The sequence below is a fragment of the Spirosoma sp. 209 genome (assembly GCF_002006735.1).
Classification (GTDB): domain Bacteria; phylum Bacteroidota; class Bacteroidia; order Cytophagales; family Spirosomataceae; genus Spirosoma; species Spirosoma sordidisoli.
In genome coordinates, this window is sequence record NZ_MVEC01000001.1 from 15,145 (window position 1) to 36,652 (window position 21,508).

At 56.0% G+C, this 21,508-nt stretch carries 15 protein-coding genes; 6 read left to right on the forward strand and 9 right to left on the reverse strand.

What is annotated here, in order from left to right; translation table 11 throughout:
- Positions 1 to 125: 125 nt before the first annotated feature.
- The 4 genes from B1C80_RS00065 to B1C80_RS00080 form a co-directional block, all read right to left on the reverse strand.
- Positions 126 to 1,634 (reverse strand): glycoside hydrolase family 130 protein, encoded by a 1,509-nt coding sequence (locus B1C80_RS00065; RefSeq protein ID WP_077919014.1) that lies wholly within the window; start codon positions 1,632 to 1,634, stop codon positions 126 to 128.
- A 106-nt stretch (positions 1,635 to 1,740) separates the two neighbouring features.
- Positions 1,741 to 4,140, reverse strand: coding sequence for a glycosyltransferase family 4 protein (locus B1C80_RS00070; RefSeq protein WP_077919015.1), 2,400 nt, complete (start codon positions 4,138 to 4,140; stop codon positions 1,741 to 1,743).
- Positions 4,141 to 4,380: 240 nt separating this feature from the next.
- On the reverse strand, positions 4,381 to 5,139 hold the full coding sequence (locus B1C80_RS00075) for a LytTR family DNA-binding domain-containing protein (protein WP_077919016.1): 759 nt from the start codon (positions 5,137 to 5,139) through the stop codon (positions 4,381 to 4,383).
- On the reverse strand, positions 5,136 to 7,148 hold the full coding sequence (locus tag B1C80_RS00080) for a histidine kinase (protein ID WP_236648533.1): 2,013 nt from the start codon (positions 7,146 to 7,148) through the stop codon (positions 5,136 to 5,138). Before B1C80_RS00080 ends, B1C80_RS00075 begins: the two co-directional genes overlap by 4 nt.
- A gap of 253 nt (positions 7,149 to 7,401) precedes the next feature.
- On the opposite strand from B1C80_RS00080, the gene B1C80_RS00085 reads away from it, so the two are divergent.
- From B1C80_RS00085 to B1C80_RS00100, 4 genes are all read left to right on the forward strand, one after another.
- Entirely contained in the window at positions 7,402 to 8,736 is a 1,335-nt protein-coding gene (locus B1C80_RS00085; RefSeq protein WP_077919017.1) for an OmpA family protein, read from the forward strand.
- A 59-nt stretch (positions 8,737 to 8,795) separates the two neighbouring features.
- Entirely contained in the window at positions 8,796 to 11,507 is a 2,712-nt protein-coding gene (locus B1C80_RS00090) for a M4 family metallopeptidase (protein WP_077919018.1), read from the forward strand.
- Between the two features lie 114 nt (positions 11,508 to 11,621).
- On the forward strand, positions 11,622 to 12,134 hold the full coding sequence (locus B1C80_RS00095; RefSeq protein WP_077919019.1) for a DUF2306 domain-containing protein: 513 nt from the start codon (positions 11,622 to 11,624) through the stop codon (positions 12,132 to 12,134).
- Between the two features lie 85 nt (positions 12,135 to 12,219).
- The gene (locus B1C80_RS00100) at positions 12,220 to 14,574 is read left to right on the forward strand and encodes an RND family transporter (protein ID WP_077919020.1); all 2,355 of its coding nucleotides are present in this window, start codon (positions 12,220 to 12,222) and stop codon (positions 14,572 to 14,574) included.
- Here the strand turns inward: B1C80_RS00100 and B1C80_RS00105 are convergent, their stop codons facing one another.
- A complete protein-coding gene (locus B1C80_RS00105) occupies positions 14,575 to 16,638 on the reverse strand; it encodes a sialate O-acetylesterase (RefSeq protein ID WP_077919021.1) in 2,064 nt (687 codons plus the stop codon).
- A 101-nt stretch (positions 16,639 to 16,739) separates the two neighbouring features.
- Positions 16,740 to 17,042 (reverse strand): DUF4286 family protein, encoded by a 303-nt coding sequence (locus B1C80_RS00110; RefSeq protein ID WP_077919589.1) that lies wholly within the window; start codon positions 17,040 to 17,042, stop codon positions 16,740 to 16,742.
- Positions 17,043 to 17,128: 86 nt separating this feature from the next.
- On the opposite strand from B1C80_RS00110, the gene B1C80_RS00115 reads away from it, so the two are divergent.
- Positions 17,129 to 17,563 carry a cytochrome B gene (locus tag B1C80_RS00115; protein ID WP_077919022.1) on the forward strand — a complete coding sequence of 145 codons (435 nt, stop codon included), beginning with the start codon at positions 17,129 to 17,131 and terminating at the stop codon, positions 17,561 to 17,563.
- Positions 17,564 to 17,827: 264 nt separating this feature from the next.
- Positions 17,828 to 18,421: a C40 family peptidase gene (locus tag B1C80_RS00120; protein ID WP_077919590.1), complete on the forward strand. Its 594-nt coding sequence runs from the start codon at positions 17,828 to 17,830 to the stop codon at positions 18,419 to 18,421.
- Positions 18,422 to 18,471: 50 nt separating this feature from the next.
- On the opposite strand, the gene argB is transcribed toward B1C80_RS00120, so the two are convergent.
- From argB to B1C80_RS00135, 3 genes are all read right to left on the reverse strand, one after another.
- Entirely contained in the window at positions 18,472 to 19,257 is a 786-nt protein-coding gene (gene argB / locus B1C80_RS00125; protein ID WP_077919023.1) for an acetylglutamate kinase, read from the reverse strand.
- 79 nt (positions 19,258 to 19,336) lie between these two features.
- Positions 19,337 to 20,296, reverse strand: coding sequence for an N-acetylornithine carbamoyltransferase (locus tag B1C80_RS00130; protein WP_077919024.1), 960 nt, complete (start codon positions 20,294 to 20,296; stop codon positions 19,337 to 19,339).
- 70 nt (positions 20,297 to 20,366) lie between these two features.
- On the reverse strand, positions 20,367 to 21,506 hold the full coding sequence (locus B1C80_RS00135) for an aspartate aminotransferase family protein (RefSeq protein ID WP_077919025.1): 1,140 nt from the start codon (positions 21,504 to 21,506) through the stop codon (positions 20,367 to 20,369).
- Positions 21,507 to 21,508: the final 2 nt, after the last annotated feature.

A 21,508-nucleotide genomic window follows, 5' to 3' on the forward strand; every position in this document is an offset into this window, starting at 1 on the left:
ATATTCAGCCGCCCCGGTTACGACTGCTGTCCGGGCACCAACAAAAAAAACCTGCCGTGAGGCAGGTTTTTACCAGCGTACTGGCTGGTGTTCGTTATACTGGCCGGAACCAACGACCCGTATATTCAGGCTACTTCTTCCTGACTGGCCGAGGTGGCCGTCGTGCTTCTGGCGGGGCTGGCCTGGCCGGTCAGTTCGGCCAGTAGCTCACTGACGCTGACCATGGCAAAACTGCTGGCGTAGTCGGCCATCGCATACGGAATAATCAGCTTATCGCCGTTGATAACGCCCCCGCAGCTGTATACCACGTTGGGTACGTACCCTTCGCGTTCGTTTTCGTCGGGACTCAGGATCGGCTCGGTTGTTCGCCCGATTACTTTGCTGGGATCATTCAGATCGAGCAGGAAAGCGCCTATGGCGTATTTACGCATCGGACCCACGCCATGACTCAGTACCAGCCAGCCCGCTTCGGTTTCGATGGGCGAGCCGCAGTTACCGAGCTGCACGTACTCCCAATGGTAGGTTGGTTTCAGGATGAGTTCTTTGGTTTGCCAGAAATACAGGTCGTCCGAGTACATCAGGTAGATGTTCTCGCCATCCTGCCGCGAGATCATCACATACCGCCCGTCAATTTTACGGGGAAACAGAGCCATACCCTTGTTCGATACCTCGGCTCCGTTGAGGGTACTGACGCTGAAGTGCGAAAAGTCTTTGGTTTCCAGCAGCTGCGGAAACGTAACCCGACCGTTGTAAGCCGTGTAGGTAGCATAGTAGGTCACCTCCCCGTTATCGTCGGTAAACTGCACGAAGCGCGCGTCTTCGATACCGTTGGTTTCGTTGGGCGACGATGGAAAAATACAGCGCTCATCGAGGCTCTGGTCGTCGTCGAAATCGATTTCGTAGTTCGACTTGGCCAGGGCCAGCAAACTGCTCGCAATGGTTTCGTATTCGGCGTTGTAGCGGTACTGCGCCAGGATGCGCTTGATCTGGGCGTCGAGTTCGGTCAGGCTAAACTCCTCGCCCAGGCCGATCATCATCTTTTCCTGAATGCTGTTTTCGAGCCGCAGTTCGTAGAGTTTACGCTCAAACTGCGTCCGGTTAAACCGCTGGGTAGACAGGATATCGGGGGCGGTTACGTAGCGGGATGGTTTCCGCAGCACAATATTGCTTTCTTCGTCGATGTACCCCATCCGGAACGAGATCGAGGAAACGTGGCCCTCGCCGGTAGCCCGCAGGCTCAGGATAAACCGTTTATAGCCGGGTGGTACGTTGGTCTGGTCGGGGTGCCAGATCATGGAGGGGTTGAACAGCGCAGCCGACTCCAGCGAATACTCCATGGTGAAATACGCCCCCAGCAGCAGTTTGCGCTCCTGCGTCAGGGGCTCGTCGGTCAGGAGCTGGGGCCGGATCTGCTCAAACCGCTGTAGTAAAAACCGTTCCAGCTTATAGTGCCGACCGCCAAACTCCCGAATAACTTCGTCGAGCTTCTGATCCACTTCGTCGTCGGTCATGGAGCCAACGCGGGCAATGATCTTTAACGTGCGGGTAGCGCTTCCCAGCTCAAAGGGACGAAACAAAACACGCGTCGGGTCCGGCCGGAGAACAATACCCGTTCGGGTTGCTTTTATGCTCATTTATGAAAAGTTTTCAGTGTCCGTATACGGTTTCCGGCAAATTTCGTCCGATTTGGCCAGTCATCACCCAAAACCGTATACAGAAAACTGAAAACTACTAAAGTTATTACCCATTCACCAGCGCAGAAACGGCCAGATTCACCGATTTTGCTTCGGAACGTTGCTTCTGAACGCTATGCAGCTCGGCCAGCGCCAGCAGATACGACAGCGTACTTTCGGCACCCTGGTTCTGGTTGACCCGGTCGATATGCAGGCCGTCGCGGCAACCGCCCGTCTGCGCGTCGTACAAAGGCAGGCCCAGGTCGTTGTGGCCGGTAAACCACTTGAACACCCGGAGGGCGGTACGGTGCCAGTCTTCGTCGCCGGTAACGGCATAAGCCGCCAGGCAGGCCGATACCGTACTCTGCGCTTCGAGCGGCTGCTGGTCGAAGTAAGCGCGGGGCTGTCCTTTCACATAGAACCCGTTCGACCCGATGGGCTGGAAGTTACCCCAGGCCGGGTTGGTACGGGTCGATATGCCCGGTGCCTGGTTGCCGAAGTCGGCCGTACGGGGTCCGGCCGTTTGCAGCTCGATCAGCCACCGCAGCGCGTTCAACCCGATCTGAACCAGCTTCTCATCGCCCGAGCGAAGCAGCACGTGTGCCAGCACCGCATTGTCGTACGAGAGTACGTTTTCGAACCAGGGCCAGTCTTCCGTTGCGGTAGCGTTGTATAACTCCATCAGCTTGCCCAGCAGTTGCTGCTGAATGGTTTTGGCCAGCCGATCGTCGCCGAATTTCTTCTGGTACTCGTAGATACCCAGCAGCGAGAACGCCCACGCCCGGGGCGATGGCATATGAACAATACTGGGCAGAACTTTCTCGATCAGGTTAATGGCCCAGGTTACCGTGTTTTTATTGGCGTCGCGGCCCAGGCAGGTGCCCAGCGCCCAGACAGCCCGGCCCGTGCTATCGTCCGAGCCGACGTCTTCGAGCCAGCGTCGGTCGTAGCTCATGAAATTACGGAACCGGCGGTGTTCGTCGGTGTAGGCGTAGTTCAGAAACGCGCAGTAGTCGTCGGCGGCTTTGTCGAGTTTCTGTTCGCTCAGCCCCGCATCGCGCAGGGTCATGGCCAGAATCAGCGCCCGGGCGTTATCGTCGGTGCAGTAGCCTTCTTCGTAGAACGGCAGGTGATACCGCGCGTGCTGCACGATACCGGTCGAGTCGGTCAGGCGGTACAGATGGTCGAGCCGGATAGCGGGCAGCACGAACCCACCGGCGCTCCCCATATACGGCGCCAGTCGGCCAATGGTACTCATGCGTTCCTGACGTGCCTGCGCAAACGAGTTGGCATAGGCCTGGATAGACCGCTCCCAGATCATTTCGCGCCCCATCAGGTAGCCCCGCTTCCGCATGGCGTGCCGCATGGGTTCGTCGGTCAGCAGGTTGATGATCTGATCGGCAATGGCATCGTGATCGCCAAACGGCACCAGCACACCCCGGCCGTCGGCCAGGAGTTCTTCAGCATGCCAGTAGGGCGTCGACACCACCGCTTTGCCGCAGCCAAATGCGTAGGATAACGTACCCGAGGTAATTTGAGCCGGGTTCAGGTAGGGCGTAATGTAAATATCTGCCGAGCCGATGTACTCAAGCAGGTCGTCGAGTTCAACAAACTGGTTGTAGAACCGCACATTGTCGCGCACACCCAGATCTTCGGCCAGTTTTTTCAGGCTGTCGCGGTATGCTTCGCCTTCGTGTTTGATCAGGTGCGGGTGAGTAGCCCCCAACACCATATAAACCGCGTTCGGAACCTGCTCCACTATACGCGGTAACGCCCGGATCACGTTTTCGATGCCTTTGTTGGGCGACAGCAGACCAAACGTAAGCAGGGTTTGCTTGCCTTCCATGCCGAACTTGTCTTTATAGAAGTGCGGATCGACAAACGGCATATCCGGAATACCGTGCGGAATCAGATCGATTTTCTCTTCGGGTATTTCGTAAATATTGATCAGGAAATCACGGCCTTTCTCCGACATACAGACCACCCGGGCCGACAGATCGGCGATGCTTTTCAGCACCAGCAGCTGGTCTTCGTTCGGATTTTTCAGGATGGTATGGAAGGTCGTAACGACGGGCATCGACAGATTCCGGAGCATCGTCAGGATGTAACTGCCGGCTGGTCCGCCAAAAATGCCGTATTCGTGCTGCAGACAGACCACATCCACATCTTTGGCATTAAGAAACTCGGCCGCCCGCCGATACGCTTCTTTATCATGCTGGTAAAAGTCGTAACGAACCTCCGTGGGGTAGTCGTATCCATCGGGTGTGTCGTTTACGGATACAACGATAGGGCGGGCATCTGGAATGAATCGGGCATATGACGTATACAGGTCCGACGTGAATGTGGCAATGCCACACTGACGGGGCAGGTAATCACCAACAAAAGCCACGTTTTTCGGATTGTGTGGCCATGCCGCTGTGGCTGTTCCGCCCTGCTCAGGCGAAACGCGATTGGTAGGAGTCGTCATAATTATTGAAAGGTTTTGCCGCGCTAAAGAGCCGCGACATGCCTGATAATACTACTGAATCTATATAACTATAGTAATAATCGTTTGAGCCAGTGTTTTGTTTTGAAAAACAAAACATATTTGCATCATACCTTGGCCGTGGCGCATCAGAAACAAATATTATTTTACATACTATACAATTTACCGTATTTATTATTGGTTTTACAATATTTCCCAAAACGGTAACAAATGAATTATTCATCATCGGCGCTCAATGCTGCCGAGTAGCTCAAGTAGATAATCCCGCTTTGGCTTATTGACCGGCACCTGGGCTCCGTCGGCCATGAGCAGATACCCTCCCTCCTGCCGAACAATCTTGCGCAGGTAAGCCGGGTTGATTAGGTGCGAGTGATGTACCCGAACAAAGCCACAGGGCTCCAGCGCCTGACCTACCTCTTTCAGCGTTCGGCAAATGAGCAGGCTGGAGTTATCCTGCAGAAAGAAATGCGTATAGCTGGCATCGGCCGTACAGCGAACAATATCGCTCACGTCGATGATCTCATGGCCTTCCTGCGTTGGCAGCGCCACCCGGGTCCGGCCCGGACTGGCTGGCGTCTGGTAGTGTTCCTGAAACAGCTGATACTGCGTTTGCTGCAACTGCCTTACTTTTCGCTGCTGCCAAAGTCCGATGGCTTCGCGTAGTTCGTTTTCCTGGATGGGTTTGAGCAGGTAATTCAGGGCGCTGAACCGAAAGGCCCGAATAGCATACTGGTCGTAGGCCGTCGTAAAAATTACATCGAAATGAAAATCACCGACTTGCTCAAGCAGACTGAAGCCGTTCATGCGCGGCATTTCAATATCCAGGAACAGCACATCGAAGGCCGTATGCCGAATAAACTCAAGGGCCGCTTCGGGCTGATTGAACTTAGCCATTACCTGTACGTTCATATCGAGCTTGCGTAGCTTCATGTCGAGCAACTCGGTAGCGTGCTTTTCGTCGTCGATCAGGATCGCTTTCATAACTGGTTGTGACTGGTTTGTGGCCGAGATGGGCTGGTCAGCCGAAGCTGGTAAGTAATTCGGACCAGCGTACCGCAGCGACCGGCATCGGCCAGGTCGATCAGCTGTACGTTGAGCTGCGAAGGGTAATTCCGGTTGAACAGGTCGATCCGCTGTTGAGTGATAGCCATCCCGAGTGATTTCTGTCGCGTGGCCGAGCGGCTTTTCAGCCGGGCCGCCTGCTCGCGCCCGATTCCGTTGTCTTCTATCTCGAACTGAATGGTTTCTTCGTCGAGCATCAGCACCCGCAGCCACACACATTTGTCGGGTCGATGACTGTGCTGCAGGCCATGCCAGATTGCGTTTTCAACAAAAGGCTGCAGTAACAAGGGGGGAATGACCACCGCATCCTGATCAATAGCCGGGTCAATGTCGATTACATACTGAAAATTTTCATCGAATCGACTGCTTTCCAGTTCAAGATACAGCTGTAGTCCGCTTACCTCTTCGGTCAGCCGGACGGTATCTTCGTTGGAATGATTGAGAATCAGGCGCAGCAACCGCGAGAAGTTAGACAGATAACGGGTGGCATTGGCTTCGTCCCCTTTCAGCACGAAATACTCGATGGTGTTCAGGCTGTTGAAGAGAAAGTGGGGGTTCATCTGGCTGCGCAGAGCCAGCATTTCTACTTCAGCCAGTCGTTTTTCATAGGCTGTTCGCTGCTCAATTTCATCGATGTAAGCCGCCTGACTGGCCTGCCGTTCGCGGTCGATGATTCGGATCCGATGGGCCAGCGCCAGGGCAAAGACGATGATTTCGAGCAGCACTCCCAGGGGTAACATCAACAGATTATCTACATAGCCCGGCAACGACTCACCCACCAGAATGATCTCTCCTGCCCGCAGGGAAGCCAGTACGCCGATGACCGTAAGCAGAACATTACCCACCACCACATAGCGCGTCAGTACGGAGGGCACCCGCCAGAGCATCCAGACCAGCACCGCCACATGTACCGGCACAAACACCAACCGGCAAAACCAGTAGCTCAGCTGATAAAGGCCACCGTCGTTGGTCAATAGCAGCAGCCCTCCCGCCAGCAGGCTGTAGGCAATGGCAAACCGCCCCCACTGCCGCAGTTGGCGGGCCGCTGCCGGATGCGTCCGCGTCAGGTCAAGCAGCTCGACCAGAAAATACATATACGCGCCCCAGCCAGCCCAGACGATACTTTCCATCGCATGGTAGCGAAGCAGAGGCATGGTAGCAAAAACCTGACCAATGGGTGTATACGTTCGGGTCTTCAGTAAAGCGTACAAACAGCCCGCCAGCACGTACAGCGCGTAATAGCCGTATAGCGGCCGACGGTAATAGAGGTAGATCAGCACCACAAACAACAGGAAAAACAACAGCCCTCCCTGCACCCAGGACCGGTACTGCAGTTCGGGCAGGTTGCGCCTGTACTGAAACAGGGCCTGTCGGAAATGAAGTGATTCGGATTCGAACCGCAATCCCAGCGAGGGGCGGGGCAGTTCCGAATGGGTCAGCGCCGGTAGCAGGCCCGGGCGGTTAGCGACGCGGATCAGGACAACCGTGGTCTGACGGGGCCCGAACCGGAGGGGTAGGTACTGATCATCGTCGGGAGTAGCCCAGTCCCGGCGCGGAACCATCGTGCCGCACCGCAGCGAATCGATCAGACGTCCCGAGTCGGGCAGAAGCCGATAACAGACGACCGTCTGACTGGTAGCTGCGTAGGTATAAACCGTCCGGCTTGTATCGGCATCGTTCCGTACCAGCAGCCGAAGCCAGTAGACCTGCTGACCATTAGTGGGCAGGTTTGAGGACACTCGCTCTCCTCCCGTCTGCCGAAACATCGAAAGCCAGCTTGCCTGCCGGTCTGTACGGCTCAGTACACACCGGTCGCGCAGATAAACTGGCCCGCGGTCCAGCTGGCTTAACCGGATGGTATCAGGGTAGCCGGCCGCCCACAACCGGCCAGACAGCATCATACCTAAAAACAGTAGCCAGCGAACCATAGGTTTTCAACGACAAAGTCCCGTGTAACAATAGTACGAAAAGCACCCGACTGCGTAAAGCCAGGCTAACAGACAGTGCGTTTCAGTTTATCAGCCAAGCGTTTCGACCCATACGCGCTCCTGGTTCGTGTATTCACTCATATAAGATGCTGACAAACCCAAAGTCCAGACTGGTGAATTACCCGGTCCGGTTCTGGGTACTCCTGCGGACCTTTCGCAAACGTTCACAAAGCAGCAATCAACCACTCCGTGTATGAATTACATCGCTTTACCAACCCTGGCTTGTTTACTGGTGGCTACTGCGGTAACCAAAGCTCAGGTGCGCGTATCAGATCCGAAACAAACGGTAGAACGCAATGTAGAATATCGGGTCAATAGCAGGGTAGATCAGGGCATAAACCGGGGACTCGACAAAGTAGAGCAGGGCATTGGCAACATCTTCAAAAAAAAGGAAAAGAAAGCCAGCGGACAGCAACCCACCGATGACACCTCTCAACAAACGGCCGGTGGACCCGCCAATCAGCAGCCCGCAGGCACACCGATGGGCGAAGCGGCAGATACGGGTACCCCCCGCTCGTTAAAAGCTTACAGCCGGTTCGACTTTGTTCCCGGCGAGAAAGTAGTGGCCCTGGAGGATTTCGGTCAGGATGCGGTTGGCGATTACCCCGCTAAATGGAATACCAACGCCAGCGGTGAAGTAGTGACCCTGGACGGGCGGTCAGAAAAGTGGCTGGCGGTTACCCAGAACGGCCTCCTCTACCCCGAATTTCTCGCGGCTTTACCCGAAAACTTTACGCTGGAAATGGACATGGTCATCACCCCCGGGTTAGATAACAACTTCCTGGGCACGGCGCTGAACTTCGTTGATGGGAAAGCGGCTAAAAATCTGCTTACGGCAGACCGAAAAAATACCGTACAGCTCAATATTCACCCGGGTGGTGGGTATACCAGCGTTACAGCCTGGGATGCTGACGAAACGATTCGGGTAACCAACGAAAACTACGAAAAAGAGTGGCTCAGTGGCGAAAAGCCAGCCGCCCGATTATCGGTCTGGCGGCAGAAAACCCGGCTTCGGGTCTACCTGAACGAAGTTAAAATCTGGGATATTCCACGCGCCTTCGATCCGACCGTAACGTACCGGCTCGTACTGGAACGCAATTTCTTTACGACTGAAAACCAGGCCTGGTATATCGGCAATCTGCGCGTTGCCGTGGGTGCTCCCGATACACGCTCAAAACTAATTACGGAAGGCAAATTCAGCACAACGGGTATTCTGTTCGATGTGAACTCCGACAAGATCCGCCCGGAGTCGTATGGTGTATTGAAAGAAATCGGGCAGGTGCTGAAAGAGAATGCCGGTATACGCGTCAAAATAGTTGGCCATACAGATTCAGATGGCAACGACGCCAGCAATCTCGCCCTATCAAAACGACGGGCGACTTCGGTGAAAACGGCACTGGCCACTGAGTTTGGCGTTGACGTTAATCGCCTGGATACCGATGGGAAAGGCGAAAGCCAGCCCGTTGGCCCTAACACCACGCCCGAAGGCAAAGCCAACAACCGGCGCGTCGAATTCCTGAAACTGTAACAAAAAGCCAGGCCAACCAGCTTATCAGATAGACAAGCCACACGCCAGGAACTAAAGCTATGACCATCAAATCGTTGTTCATACTATTTTTCTGTCTATCGGCGACGGGCGCCAGCTGGTCGCAACAGCTGTCGCCGGCTCAGCAGGCTGAACTGGAACACCTAAGCCGCGAGGCACAAGCCGAACTTACCAAAGCACTCGACCCCGGCCACATGGCCCGCCTGTTCGACGAACAGATTCAGGAAGCCAGAAAGAGTGGGACCACACCTGCCCAGATAAAGGCACTTGAATCAGCCAAAACCGACGCCCTCCGTCAACTACGGGCTAACCGACAGGAAGCGGCCCGGCAGAACACCCAAGCCGATTCGGAACCCGCCCCTACCGATACGCCTGACAAAGCGGGAGTCAATTCCGTAGGCGCGCTGAAAAATCGACTGACTCATCCGGTTCCGGTCATTTACGATGAGCAGGAAGGCCGGTACAGTCACATACCAAGGGCTTTTCGGGTGTATGCTGAAGCCAAACTGACGCCGGAAAAATGGGTGGCCTTCATGCACCAGCAATACGGGGTAACGCTGCGCGAAAAAGGCAGGTTTGGCACCAAACAGACACCGGTACTTCAGTACGAGCAGCTGCACAAATCGTACGTTGTCCGACTGGCCCGCTACAGCATCACCCTCGACAGCACGGGTTACGTGAACCGGGCCAGCGGCACCTTGTTTGCGCTTACTGCGCCGGATCCCGGCCCCGCCACGACCCAAACCTTACTGCTCGCACTCCGTCGGGCTACCCAACAACCCACCCTGCCCCTGCTGACGGACCCTCTCCCCAGCCAACGCCCACCAGCCTACGCTCAGGCCGAAGCGCCGATGTGGGTTCCCACAAATCTGGAACCAACCGCCAAACAAACGGTACTTACCCGACCATTTACGGTAACGACGCCCGGCCAGGTGGTTCGCTGGTATCTCGATGCCCAGACCGGGCGCGTGGTAGCCTCCGAGAATCGGCTGTTCGACTGCACGCCCCCGGCACCCAGAAAGGCAGTTCGGCGGATGGTCAGTACGTTTCACAGCGGTCGGAAAGCGGTAACCCTCGAACCCGTTTATTACAATAATAAACCTAGCTTTTACCTGGCCGACAGCTCCGAAACCCCAGCAGTGGTAGTTCTGTCGCCGGAAAACGAAACCAGTGCTCAACATACGGATACGAGCCTGACCGATGCCAAATTACGGGTACGGGGTGATTTCGATGCCCTCTACGGGCTTCGGCGGGCGGCCACCTATTTCAAGACAATGGGAATCAACAGCTTCGACGATGCCGGCACCACGATCAGGGCCACAGCCTTCGACCGGGTCAATGCATCCTATTCACCCAGTACGAAGCAGTTTTATTTCGGTATGTATGAAGGCAAACCGCTGCTGACGCTGCTGGTAGCAGGTCATGAGTTTACCCATGGTGTGTCGGATCACTACACTGATTTTGTAGCGAGGGGCGAACCGGGGGCGTTACACGAGAGTATTGCCGATATGCTGGGCCGCGCCATTGAGCAGCAGGTAATGGGCGGTAACTGGGTTATTCTGGATGAAGTAGTACCCAACGGTCTGCGCAGTATGTCTGATCCAAAAACCCTCAAACACCCCGATACCTACGGCGAAACCTTCTGGGCCAACCCCGGCAATCTGAAAGTCGATGAGGGCGGTGTTCACATCAACGCAGGCATTGGCAACCGCTGGTTTTACCTGCTCGTCAACGGGGGCAAAGGCCAGAACGACCTCAAGCATTCCTACGATATTCAAACGACCATCCCCATCCATGAGCTCACCAAACTGGTACTGACTACATTACCTAAGTTGGGGCCCACATCGGGATATGACGATTTCTGCCGGGAAACCATTGCTACTGCCGAAGGGCAATACGGTGAATGCAGCAAACGAACCCACACCATCAAACAGGCGTGGTATGCTGTAGGCGTTCTCGATGACCCGCCGGTTCCCTGCTCAGGCTGGAGCTTCGACATGGTAGCCAGTAATGGTACTGAGCAGCAAGTTACCCGGTTTTATTTCAGGGGCGATAGCGCCGTTGCTGTTACCCGCACTCCCGACGGCATCCTGAAATCATTTGCCCGCCGAAGCAGCCCTACCATGACCGCCGTTGTACAAAATACCGACGGGGTGAACGTAACTGAACTTCCCAAATCCATCACTCCTGTGGTGAAGCAGGCAGTTGAAGAAACCCTCCCCGCTTTGGAAGTGGCAATGAGCGCCGAACTTGAAAAAGCCCGTACCGAACGCAATACCCTCGGCACCTCGCCCGAACGCCGGGCCACCCTCGACAAGGGTATTCCCGTGATGGAAAAGTTTCTGCGCGACCTGAAGCAGGGCCGCGCCGAAGCCCAGAAAACGCTCGACACGCTCCAGCAGGGCGAAGTACCAGTTTCGGCCATGACGTTCTGGGAAACCCGCCAGGTTCGGCGCAACTTCGACAAGCAGCATATCAAAGCCTACCAGAAATACGAGAACAAGTACGAAGCCAGCAAATACGTGATGCAGAACGGGATTTACTGGTGGTCAACCACCCGGATTCCGCTGCGGATGTCTGACCTGATGATCATGATCCCTTACTCACCCGTTACCCAAATGCGTAACGGCCTCGACCACTGGCTGCGTGGTTTTCCGCTGGATTATCTGGGTATGTTCAAGATCAAAAACATCCGCGAGCACGTACCTGTTAATTTTGATGCTCTCTTTTCAACTGCACCCGTTTTTCAATAGCTGCTTCATCGGCAGCTGACCGGCATTCGTCCGTGATCAGGCCGGGTTGGTCTGAAATTGGTAGTTCAGCCCGGCGGGGACGGCTAGGTTTGTGATCATAAACCAGTAGCCACCATGAACAACCTCGTCCACTCCCCTATCGGCCTCCTCCACCTGACAGCCGCCGTCGTAGCCATGATCACCGGTGCTCTTGTTATTCTTACACCCAAAGCGACGACGGGCCACAAACGAATCGGGTACGTCTACGTAGTCAGTATGCTGCTCGTTAACCTGACAGCCTTTCTGATTTACCGACTGTTCGGCAAGTTTGGCCCTTTCCATGTGGCCGCTATCTTTAGTTTCGTTACGATACTGGGCGGTATGATTCCGATCCTGTTCCGGCGCCGGTTTACGGACTGGCTGTCGTATCACTACTTTTTCATGAACTGGTCGGTAGTAGGGCTCTATGCCGCGTTCTGGGCCGAAACGCTAGTGCGGCTGTTTCCGATGGCGCAGTTCTGGCCGGTGGTGATGCTGGCAACCCTGGCCACGACCCTTACCGGCAGTATCCTGATCCGGCGGCATAAAGATCGGTTTCTGACCGGTCGACCCGCAGCACCCATCAGCAAGCCCACCCTTTTTCCTTAACTTGCGGCTTCATTGTTTGGCGTTCGGCGTGAGAAGTTCGACGTGCCTGCTGCGTCAAACCTCAACCCAAACGCCATACAGTTGAATGGTCTGGCACCGTATCTCCTCCTTTATTCTTCGCCATCGGCTGGCCCTGGTAGCCGTTGTTCTGATTGGCACGGCCTTCATGGGCTACCAGGCCAGTCACGTTAAGTTATCCTACGAACTCGCCAAAATCCTGCCTGTTTCCGATACCGAATACAAGCGGTACGAAACGTTTAAAAGCCGCTTTGGCCAGGATGGCAGCGTCATGGTACTGGGCATCGAGTCGGACAGTATGTACCAGCTCGATTTCTTCAACGACTGGTACGCCCTTAGCCAGCGCATCAACGCCATCGAAGGCATTCGGGACGTAGTCGCCAACGCCAACCTCTACGACATTGTCCGCGACGATACGGCCCGAAAATTCCGGATTGTGCCGCTGGTACCCCGCCCCCTCTCTGCCCAGTCGTCGGTCGACAGCCTCCGCGACCGGATTGCCCGGCTGCCGTTTTACCGCGGGCTGGTGCAGGACAGCAGCGGCCGGGCTCACCTCATGGCCGTTACCTTCGATCAGAAGCTGATCAACACCAAAAGCCGTATCGCCACCGTTCGGCGGGTTGCGGCCATGGCCGACTCCTTCGGAACGCAGCACAGGCTAACGGTTCACAAGTCGGGCATGCCCTACATCCGGACCGAGTTTTCGGCTAAGGTCAGCCAGGAGCTTACCCTCTTCATGGTGCTGGCATTTGTGGTTACGGCGCTAATTCTGGTTTATTTTTTCCGGTCGCTGACGGTCATGATCGCGGCTGCGCTGGTGGTAGGCATCGGGGTGATCTGGGTGACCGGTTACATTGTTCTCTTCGGCTACGACATTACGATCCTGACGGGTCTGCTGCCCCCGCTCATCATCGTGATCGGGATTCCGAACGTTATTTTCCTGCTCAACCGCTACCACGAAGAGCTGAACCGAGGGCATCAGAAAGACGACGCGCTCCGAATTGCCATCGAAAAGGTAGGTGAAACGACTTTTTTCGCCAACGTAACCACGAGCATCGGCTTCTTCGTCTTCTATTTCACGGCCAGCCCGCTGCTGCTGCAGTTCGGGCTGGTGGCGGCCTTTGGTATCATGACCACCTATGCCGTATCACTGATTCTGATTCCGATTATTTTCAGCTACCTGCCGGCCCCTTCGCCCAAACAGCGCGGCCACCTCGACCGGCGTCGGGTCACGAGTTTTCTCGGCTGGGTCGATCGACTGGTCCGGACGCGTCGTACGGCTATCTATGGCTTCATTGCGGTTGTAACGGCGGTATCGATATTTTTTACCCTGCGGATCAATGCCATTGGGTACGTGGTTGATGACCTGCCGGCCAACGATCCCATCTACGCGGATCTTAAATGGATCGAGAGTCGGTTTAAAGGGGTTATGCCGTTCGAGGTGAGTATCGACACCAAACGGCCCGGCCGGGTACTGACCCCCCAGACGCTGAGCAAAATCCGCCTGCTCGAGCGCGAGTTCAGCCAGTACAGTGAGTTTACGCGCCCGCTGTCGCTGGCCGAAGCGGTCAAGTTTTTTTACCAGGCCTACCGCGGGGGCGACCCCAAGTATTATGCGCTGCCCGGCGCGCTCGAACTGGGACAGCTGGCCAGTTATGCGCCCCAGCTGAAGGGGTCAGAAAGTCGCTTCAAAGGCTACCTGGACAGCACCCGCCGGTATACGCGCGTTAGTTTCCAGATGCCCGATGTGGGAACTGTCCGTACCACCGAGCTACTGAGCCGGCTCCAGCCGAAAGTGGATTCGATTTTTAATATAGACCGCGAAACGGGCCAGCGCGTAGCAGCCGATGAGCAGTATGACGTCAGCATCACCGGCAACAGTGTGGTTTTTACCCGCGGCAACGATTACCTGCTGAAAAACCTGGCCGAAAGCACCATGCTGGCCATTCTGCTGGTTTCGGTCATCCTGATTATTCTCCTGCGCGATATCCGGCTGAGCCTGATCGCCATTCTGCCCAGTGTGGTCCCCCTCATCGTTACGGCCGGGATCATGGGCTTCTTCGACATCCACCTCAAACCCTCGACCATTCTGATCTTCAGCATTGCCTTCGGCATATCTTCCGACGGCACCATCTATTTCATCACCAAATACCGCGACGAGCTTCGGAATGGGAAACACTCGCTGACGCAGGCCGTATCGGAAACCATTCGGTATACCGGCCTGAGCATGTTCTACACGGCCATTATCCTGTTTGCGGGCTTCGCCATCTTTACGGCATCGACCTTTCAGGGAACCATTGCGCTCGGCATTCTGGTGTCCATCACCCTGCTGATGGGTATGGCTTCCAATCTGATTCTGCTGCCGGCCTTTCTGCTAACGGTCGACAAGCGCCGGAAAGCCACTGTGCCGAGCCAGTCGTAGTCAGGGAAGCGTTGGCGGATGAATTGACAGATCCAGTTGGGCAGTATCGTCTTCGCCGTTGGTATAGCCGTTTCCCGGTCTGGAATCGGGGTCGGTGACGGCTGCGGTCTGTATCTCTGCGTTCAGTCGGGCCCGGCCCAGCGGGGTTGAGACCGTGACTCTGAATGAGAGTGTGGCTGACCGGCCAGCCGCCAGATCGCTGATGGTGCCGCTGACCAGTCCGCTCACCGCCGTCATGCCGGGGCCATCCAGAAACGACAGGGCGGCCGGTAACGCACACCCCACCCGAACGCTCCCCGACGAACGGCCGCCCCGGTTGGTGACGACCAGACTAATCGATAGCAGTCCCCCGGTTCGTACAGAAAGCCGGCTGGTTATCAGTTGCAGGCTCAGGTCGGCCGTGTTGGGGTCCGGGACGGGCTGGTTCGAAGCAACGGCAGGCAACGGGTCGGCATTGACCGAAACGGGAACGCTGTATACCTGCCCGGCCGATCCCCGGGTTCGAAACGTGACCTGCGCCAGATCATCCTGACCATCGCCAATGCTCGTATTAGGCTGCGAATCGACGTCCAGCTGATCGGCCCTGACAATTTCGGCCGCCAGCTGGTAAACCCCTTCCTGCGTGGGCTGAACCAGGAAGGTTACCGAACGCGGCACCGACGGCTGTACTTCCGGCAGTTTGATCAGAATCAGCCCCCGTTTATGGGTCACCTCTCCCCCCTGTATAAAGGCTAGCGCCGGGGGCAGATTACACCGCAACCAGACGCTCGTGGCGGTACGTGGCCCCGTGTTATCGACCATCAGGCTAACCCGAACCGGTGTGTTCAGGGCCGGGCTGGTTTGGTCGGTATACATGCGTAGACTCAGGTCCGTACTCGTTATGGCCGAAGGCAGACGGGGCTGGGTGTTCTGAAAGAACGCATCGGTCAGCGAGCCGTTCCAGGCATCGCCCACCTGCCGCAGCCCATCGCCGGATAAATGAACTCCATCGGTACGGGGCATCTGAATGCCGTCGGTATTCGGGCCGGGATACACCCCGCTGACCTGCTGGATAACCTGATTCTGGGCGTTGATAACCGGCGCGTACTGCGTCAGATGGTAATTCAGGTACAGATTGTTATCCATCGACGCCCGCGCTACTACCCAGGGCAGGGTAAACCCGGCATCGGCCCGACACTGCGCGATGACCGTTTGCAGATCAGCCGCATACCGGGAAGCCGACGGGTCGGTATCGTAAAACTCCGATTCGCCCTGGTGCCAGAGTACGGCCCGCAAGCCCGTCAGGGGCGCATAGTCCTGTACGACGCGCTTCAGATTGCCGTAGGGCATACCCGGCCGAAAATAATCGCCCCCCGACGTAGCGGTACTATCGACGGTAATGCTTTCGCGCCAGTTGCGGACGGCCGTACCGGACCAGGCCGTATTGTAGAACAGGATCGGCACGTTCAGCCGGGCCGCCAGCAGATCGCCCAGCCGACCCCAGTTCCAGGCCGTCTGACCACGCGGACCGACGGTACCCGTAGCCGACAGGGGCGCTCCGGTAAACGGAATCGGCAGCCGGATGGTATCGTTCAGGTTAAAGTGCGGACTGCCAACCACCCGCTCATCGGCCGGGTTAACGGCATCCCGGTTCCGGATCCCCTGCCCGTTCGACTGGCCCGCAACGACAAACACCTCGCCCACGCCCACCGGCTTTACCTCTGCCACGTCCGTAACCAACCCGCTGCGCCAGGCCCGCACCTCGACCCGGTACCAGCCCCCGCTAACCGTCAGCCGACCCCCAAAATGGCCCTGGGCGGGCGCTGCGTCGAGCAGAACCCAACCGGTAGCCTGCCCCTGTCCCGGATTCATCTCCGTCAGACGAGCTTCTACCTGATCCGTCAGCGCCGGACAAAGCCCCAGGATCGACAGGGTTGTCTGGTTATTGTTGCCGCGCTGAAACACCAACCGGGCCGTCGGGAAGGTAATTGTCAGCTGCGCGTTACAGACAAACACAATTAACAGAAGTACTCCAGACAGACCAACCCGCTTGCCGAGCATCACATGGGACTTATAGAGCGGCATAATTCATCAGAATAGACACAAAAATTTGCTTCTATCTGACGGAAGACAACTCTATAAGACACTATTTACTATATGGTCTATTTATCAACTATTTATTTCTCTTAACTGTCTTCCAGTAACGTATCAAATGATACAAACTGCCCTCCGAACCGATGCTGAATGCGTTGCTGCATGGTTTCAGCGTGTTGGGCCAGATAGGCTTCGTACTCGGTCCGGCTGTTGAAGTTAAGCTGTAGGGAATAGGTAACGCCCCCGTTGTCAAGCTCCGTCAGCAGGCGAAGCAGGCGATGATCGACCGTAAGCCCCGTTGCTTTAACGGCTGGCAGATAGAACGCTTTGATCCAGCGCAGCCAGTCGGTGGCCACTTCCTGGGCCACGCTATAGGTTGTGTTATAAAGAATCATACCCATTCAACGCAGGCGGGTCAGTGTAAGTTGACCATTTGGTTGTTTCTTTGCCGAAACAAATCGATTCATCAAACCTACTTTTTATGTATCCCGGATTAGTACACGCCCACTCAGGCCTCCGCTGGATTGCGCTCATCCTGCTGCTGGCTGCCGTGGCTGTTGCCATTGGCAAGTGGCAGGGTCGCAGCGGCTATACCGATGGTAACCGCAAACTGTATTTATTTACGCTGATTGCGGTTCATACCCAGCTGCTTATCGGACTGGTGCTTTACTTCATTAGCCCGTTGGTAAACTTTAGTATGCTGAGTGACAAACTGTATCGATTCTATACCGTTGAGCACACGACGGGTATGCTGATCGCCATTGTGCTGATCACGATCGGTTACTCCCGCTCAAAACGGGCAACTGACCCCACCACGAAGCAGCGGCTGGTTGGCATCTTCTACGGTCTTGGTCTACTGCTCATTCTGGCTTCTATTCCCTGGCCGTTCCGTATTCCGGGCGCCGGCTGGTTCTAAAAAACAAACCCGTCTTCGGCTAGAATCATCGCTGGAGACGGGTTTATTCTATTATTTCTATAGATATATTATTAAAATTGTATTAAACATACTTTCTTTCACACTACGACTACCCAGCTATATCATCTAACTATCAGTTAGTTACAAATTATGGCATTACGTATGTGCCAAAAGTTGTGTGGAAATCTTTCCTCAATTATTTGGCATTTATTCCACAACTGCCTACTTTTATATCAAGTAATTTGTACCTAACCTTTGATCATGATGATAAAAATGCTCCTGGCAGTAGCATGTTCTGTCTCGTTTAGCATCGTTCAGGCACAAAACGTACCCACCGTCACTCCACATTCACCCACCGTACCTGACATTTCCACCGTAGCTTACCCTGTACCCACCGTCACTTCTACTAAGCCCACCGTTCACTTAACCGCTCCATCGTTTTACGAACAGATTCCGCTCGTCAACGAGGTCATCGGCTTCGCTAAAAAGCACCTTTCCATTCGGTACCGGTCTGGCGGCACCAGCACACGCGGGTTTGACTGTTCGGGTTTTACCCGCTTTTGTTTTAGCCACTTCGGGCTCAGCCTGCCCCATTCCAGCGCTGCCCAGGGTAACGTTGGTCATGCCGTCGACAAATCCGACGCGCAACCCGGCGACCTTATTCTCTTTAAAGGACACAGTTCAGGGGGCAACCGCATTGGTCACGTTGGTCTGATTACGGAAGTGATCGGAGACCGTATCAAATTCATCCACTCGGCCTGGAACGGGGGCGTCCGGTATGACTACCTGCACGCCGATTATTACCAGCGCCGGTTCATGGGCGTTCGGCGGGTTGTTACCCTGCTGGCCGAGAAATAGCACTGTAACTGCTTTATCTGATTATAAAATAAAGCGGCTTAAGGGCCGCTTTATTTGTTTAGGGTCGTGCCAGCCCCACCACCCGTTACGGCAGCCCCCAGCTCGTCGGCATGGCAGATCACCACCCGGGCTACGCCGTTATCCAGCGCCCGAAACGCATTGTCCAGCTTGGGAATCATGCCTTTATTGATAGCCCCGGCGGCTTTGTAGTCCGCGTAAGAGGTCGGGTTTAGCGCCGGAATAACGCTGTCATCGTTGGCAGGATCGGCCAGTACGCCCCGCTTTTCGAAACAATAGACCAGCGTTACGGTATCGTGCCGGGCCAGATCGACCGCAATGGCCGAGGCCATGGTGTCGGCATTGGTGTTCAGCAGACCGCCCTGGTTGTCGTAGCTGATGGGCGCAATAACCGGGGTCAGGCTCTGGCGCAGGAAGAACTGAATCTGCCCGGCATTGACTTCATCCAGATCGCCTACAAAGCCGTAATCAATGGCCCCGACCGGCCGCTTGTGCGCCAGTACGATTCGGGCATCGGCGCCGGTGAGACCAATGGCGTTGCAGTCCAGCGTCTGAAGCTTTGCCACGATCTGTTTGTTGACCAAACCGCCGTATACCATCGTAACGACGTCCAGCATAGGCTGGTCGGTAATGCGCCGGCCTTCTACCATGGTGGTCTGAACGCCCAGCTTCTCGGCAACCTGGGTAGCTATTTTACCGCCACCGTGTACCAGGAGTTTAGCACCGGGCAAACCGGCGAAAGCGGTCAGAAAACGCAGCAGGGCGTCGGGATTATCGATGACGTTACCGCCAATTTTTACTACGGTCAGGTTATTCATGCCAGACTAGCATACAGCCGGTTCGGGCAGGCTCTACGCAGCTAAGCTGCGTAAAGTACCCCCGCCCTACCGGCTGTGATCAATAGGTTTTAAGAACTTCTTTCAGTACCGCCTGGGCCGACCACTCCCGGTTAGCCGCCTGTTCGATCACCAGCGACTGCGGCCCATCCAGCACGGCATCGGCCACTTTCAGGTTACGCCGAACGGGCAGGCAGTGCATGAACTTCCCCGCGTTGGTGCGAACCATATCGTCCATCGTAACGGCCCAGGACGGATCCTGGGTCAGCACCTGCCCGTAGTTAGTATAGGATGACCAGTTTTTTCCGTAGATGAAATCGGCTCCGGCAAAGGCTTCGTCGCGGTCGTAAATGACCCGGGCGTTACCCGCAAACTCGGGGGCCAGCTCATACCCTTGGGGATGGGTAATAACGAACTCGACATGACCCGACGCAGCCCGGGCGTTCATCCACTCACTGAACGAGTTGGCTACGGCCTGGGGCAGCGGCTTGAAATGAGGGAGCCAGGTCAGTACCACTTTGGGACGGGCCACGGTCTTCGCTTCTTCGATCGTGATGCAGTCGGCCAGCGACTGCAGCGGATGCCGCGTGGCAGACTCCAGGTTCACGATCGGCACCCGGGCGTAGCGGGCAAACTGCTGCATAACCTGCTCGCGGTAGTCGCTGTCGCGGTCTTTCAGTTCGGCAAAGGCTCTGATGCCGATGATATCGCAATACCGGCCAATTACGGCAGCCGCTTCGCGGACGTGCTCCGCTTTGTCGCCGTTCATCAGCACCCCTTCTTCCATCTCCAGTCCCCAGGAGTCCTGCCCGACGTTCATGATCATAACGTTCAGACCCAGGTTCTGGGCGGCTTTCTGGGTGCTGAGCCGCGTGCGCAGGCTGGAGTTGAAAAAGATCAGCCCGATGGTTTTGTTCTTACCCAATAGCTGATCGGCAAACGGGTTGGCTTTGGCATCCCGGCCGGACTGAATGAGCGCGTCGAGGTCGGTTACGTCAGCGAGAGAAAGAAAGTTGGTCATAGTGTAGGGAAACGCGGAGCGCGCAAATCGGCATCGGCTGGCAGCGAGCCCGGCCGGACTAAAAACAAGATTATAAGGAAACAGCCTGCTTGACCTCCTGCTGCAGGGCATCCAGGAACAGATCGGCTTCGTCGGTACCGATGGCCAGCGAGGGCAGCAGTCGGATGGTGTTCTTACCGGCTACGCCCGTAAACTGCTTGTGTCCAAAGAGCAGCGCTTTCCGAAGGGCATCGACTGGGTAGTCGTATTCGATGCCGATCATCAGCCCGCGGCCACGCAGTTCTTTATAGCCACCAATCTGCCGGATACCGTTCATGAGATAATCGCCCATACGAACGGCGTTGTCGATCAGTCCTTCGTCGCGCATGATGTCGAGGACGGCAATAGCGGCCGTACAAGCCAGGTGGTTCCCGCCAAACGTCGTACCGAGCAGCCCGTAGCTGGCGTGGAACTTTGGCGAGATCAGGATACCCCCAATCGGGAACCCATTGCCCATTCCTTTGGCCATCGAGATGATATCGGCCTCGATACCGCTGAACTGGTGCGAAAAGAACCGCCCCGACCGGCCATATCCGCACTGAACCCCGTCCAGGATAAGTATAGCCCCCGTTTCGTCGCACCGACGGCGCAGCGTTTGCAGAAACTCATCGGTGGCTACGTGGATACCGCCAACGCCCTGAATGCCTTCGATAATAACCGCACAGGTCTCGCTGGTAATGGCGGCAACCGCAGCCGCTACGTCATTATAGGGCAAAAATCGAACGTGCTGGTTGTAGTTGACGGGCGCCACGATGGCCGGGTTGTCGGTAGCGGCAACGGCGCCGGCCGTACGACCATGGAACGCTTTCGTAAACGCCACCACCTGGGTGCGGCCCGTATGAAACGACGCCAGCTTCAGCGCATTCTCGTTGGCTTCGGCCCCGGAATTACACAGAAACAGGGCGTAATCGGGATGGCCCGACAAATCGCCCAGTTTATCGGCCAGCTCCTGCTGCAGCGGAATCTTTACCGAGTTCGAATAAAACGAGATCCGGTGCAGCTGGTCGGTCAGCGCCTGTACGTACCGGGGGTGCGTATGCCCTACCGAGATAACGGCGTGGCCGCCGTACAGGTCCAGATAACGGGTGCCGTGGGCATCCCAGAGGTAGCTGCCCTCCGCCCGAACGGGTTCGATGTCGTAGAGGGGGTAAACGTTAAACAAGTCAGCCATTG

Excerpts from the sequence above, each read along its gene's own strand:
- argB (WP_077919023.1), bottom strand. The coding sequence starts at position 19,257 with ATGAATAACCTGACCGTAGTAAAAATTGGCGGTAACGTCATCGATAAT.
- B1C80_RS00135 (WP_077919025.1), bottom strand. The coding sequence starts at position 21,506 with ATGGCTGACTTGTTTAACGTTTACCCCCTCTACGACATCGAACCCGTT.
- B1C80_RS00085 (WP_077919017.1), top strand. The coding sequence starts at position 7,402 with ATGAATTACATCGCTTTACCAACCCTGGCTTGTTTACTGGTGGCTACT.
- B1C80_RS00090 (WP_077919018.1), top strand. The coding sequence starts at position 8,796 with ATGACCATCAAATCGTTGTTCATACTATTTTTCTGTCTATCGGCGACG.
- B1C80_RS00110 (WP_077919589.1), bottom strand. The coding sequence starts at position 17,042 with ATGATTCTTTATAACACAACCTATAGCGTGGCCCAGGAAGTGGCCACC.
- B1C80_RS00130 (WP_077919024.1), bottom strand. The coding sequence starts at position 20,296 with ATGACCAACTTTCTTTCTCTCGCTGACGTAACCGACCTCGACGCGCTC.
- B1C80_RS00105 (WP_077919021.1), bottom strand. The coding sequence starts at position 16,638 with ATGCCGCTCTATAAGTCCCATGTGATGCTCGGCAAGCGGGTTGGTCTG.
- B1C80_RS00115 (WP_077919022.1), top strand. The coding sequence starts at position 17,129 with ATGTATCCCGGATTAGTACACGCCCACTCAGGCCTCCGCTGGATTGCG.
- B1C80_RS00070 (WP_077919015.1), bottom strand. The coding sequence starts at position 4,140 with ATGACGACTCCTACCAATCGCGTTTCGCCTGAGCAGGGCGGAACAGCC.
- B1C80_RS00080 (WP_236648533.1), bottom strand. The coding sequence starts at position 7,148 with ATGGTTCGCTGGCTACTGTTTTTAGGTATGATGCTGTCTGGCCGGTTG.
- B1C80_RS00065 (WP_077919014.1), bottom strand. The coding sequence starts at position 1,634 with ATGAGCATAAAAGCAACCCGAACGGGTATTGTTCTCCGGCCGGACCCG.
- B1C80_RS00120 (WP_077919590.1), top strand. The coding sequence starts at position 17,828 with ATGATAAAAATGCTCCTGGCAGTAGCATGTTCTGTCTCGTTTAGCATC.
- B1C80_RS00075 (WP_077919016.1), bottom strand. The coding sequence starts at position 5,139 with ATGAAAGCGATCCTGATCGACGACGAAAAGCACGCTACCGAGTTGCTC.
- B1C80_RS00095 (WP_077919019.1), top strand. The coding sequence starts at position 11,622 with ATGAACAACCTCGTCCACTCCCCTATCGGCCTCCTCCACCTGACAGCC.
- B1C80_RS00100 (WP_077919020.1), top strand. The coding sequence starts at position 12,220 with ATGGTCTGGCACCGTATCTCCTCCTTTATTCTTCGCCATCGGCTGGCC.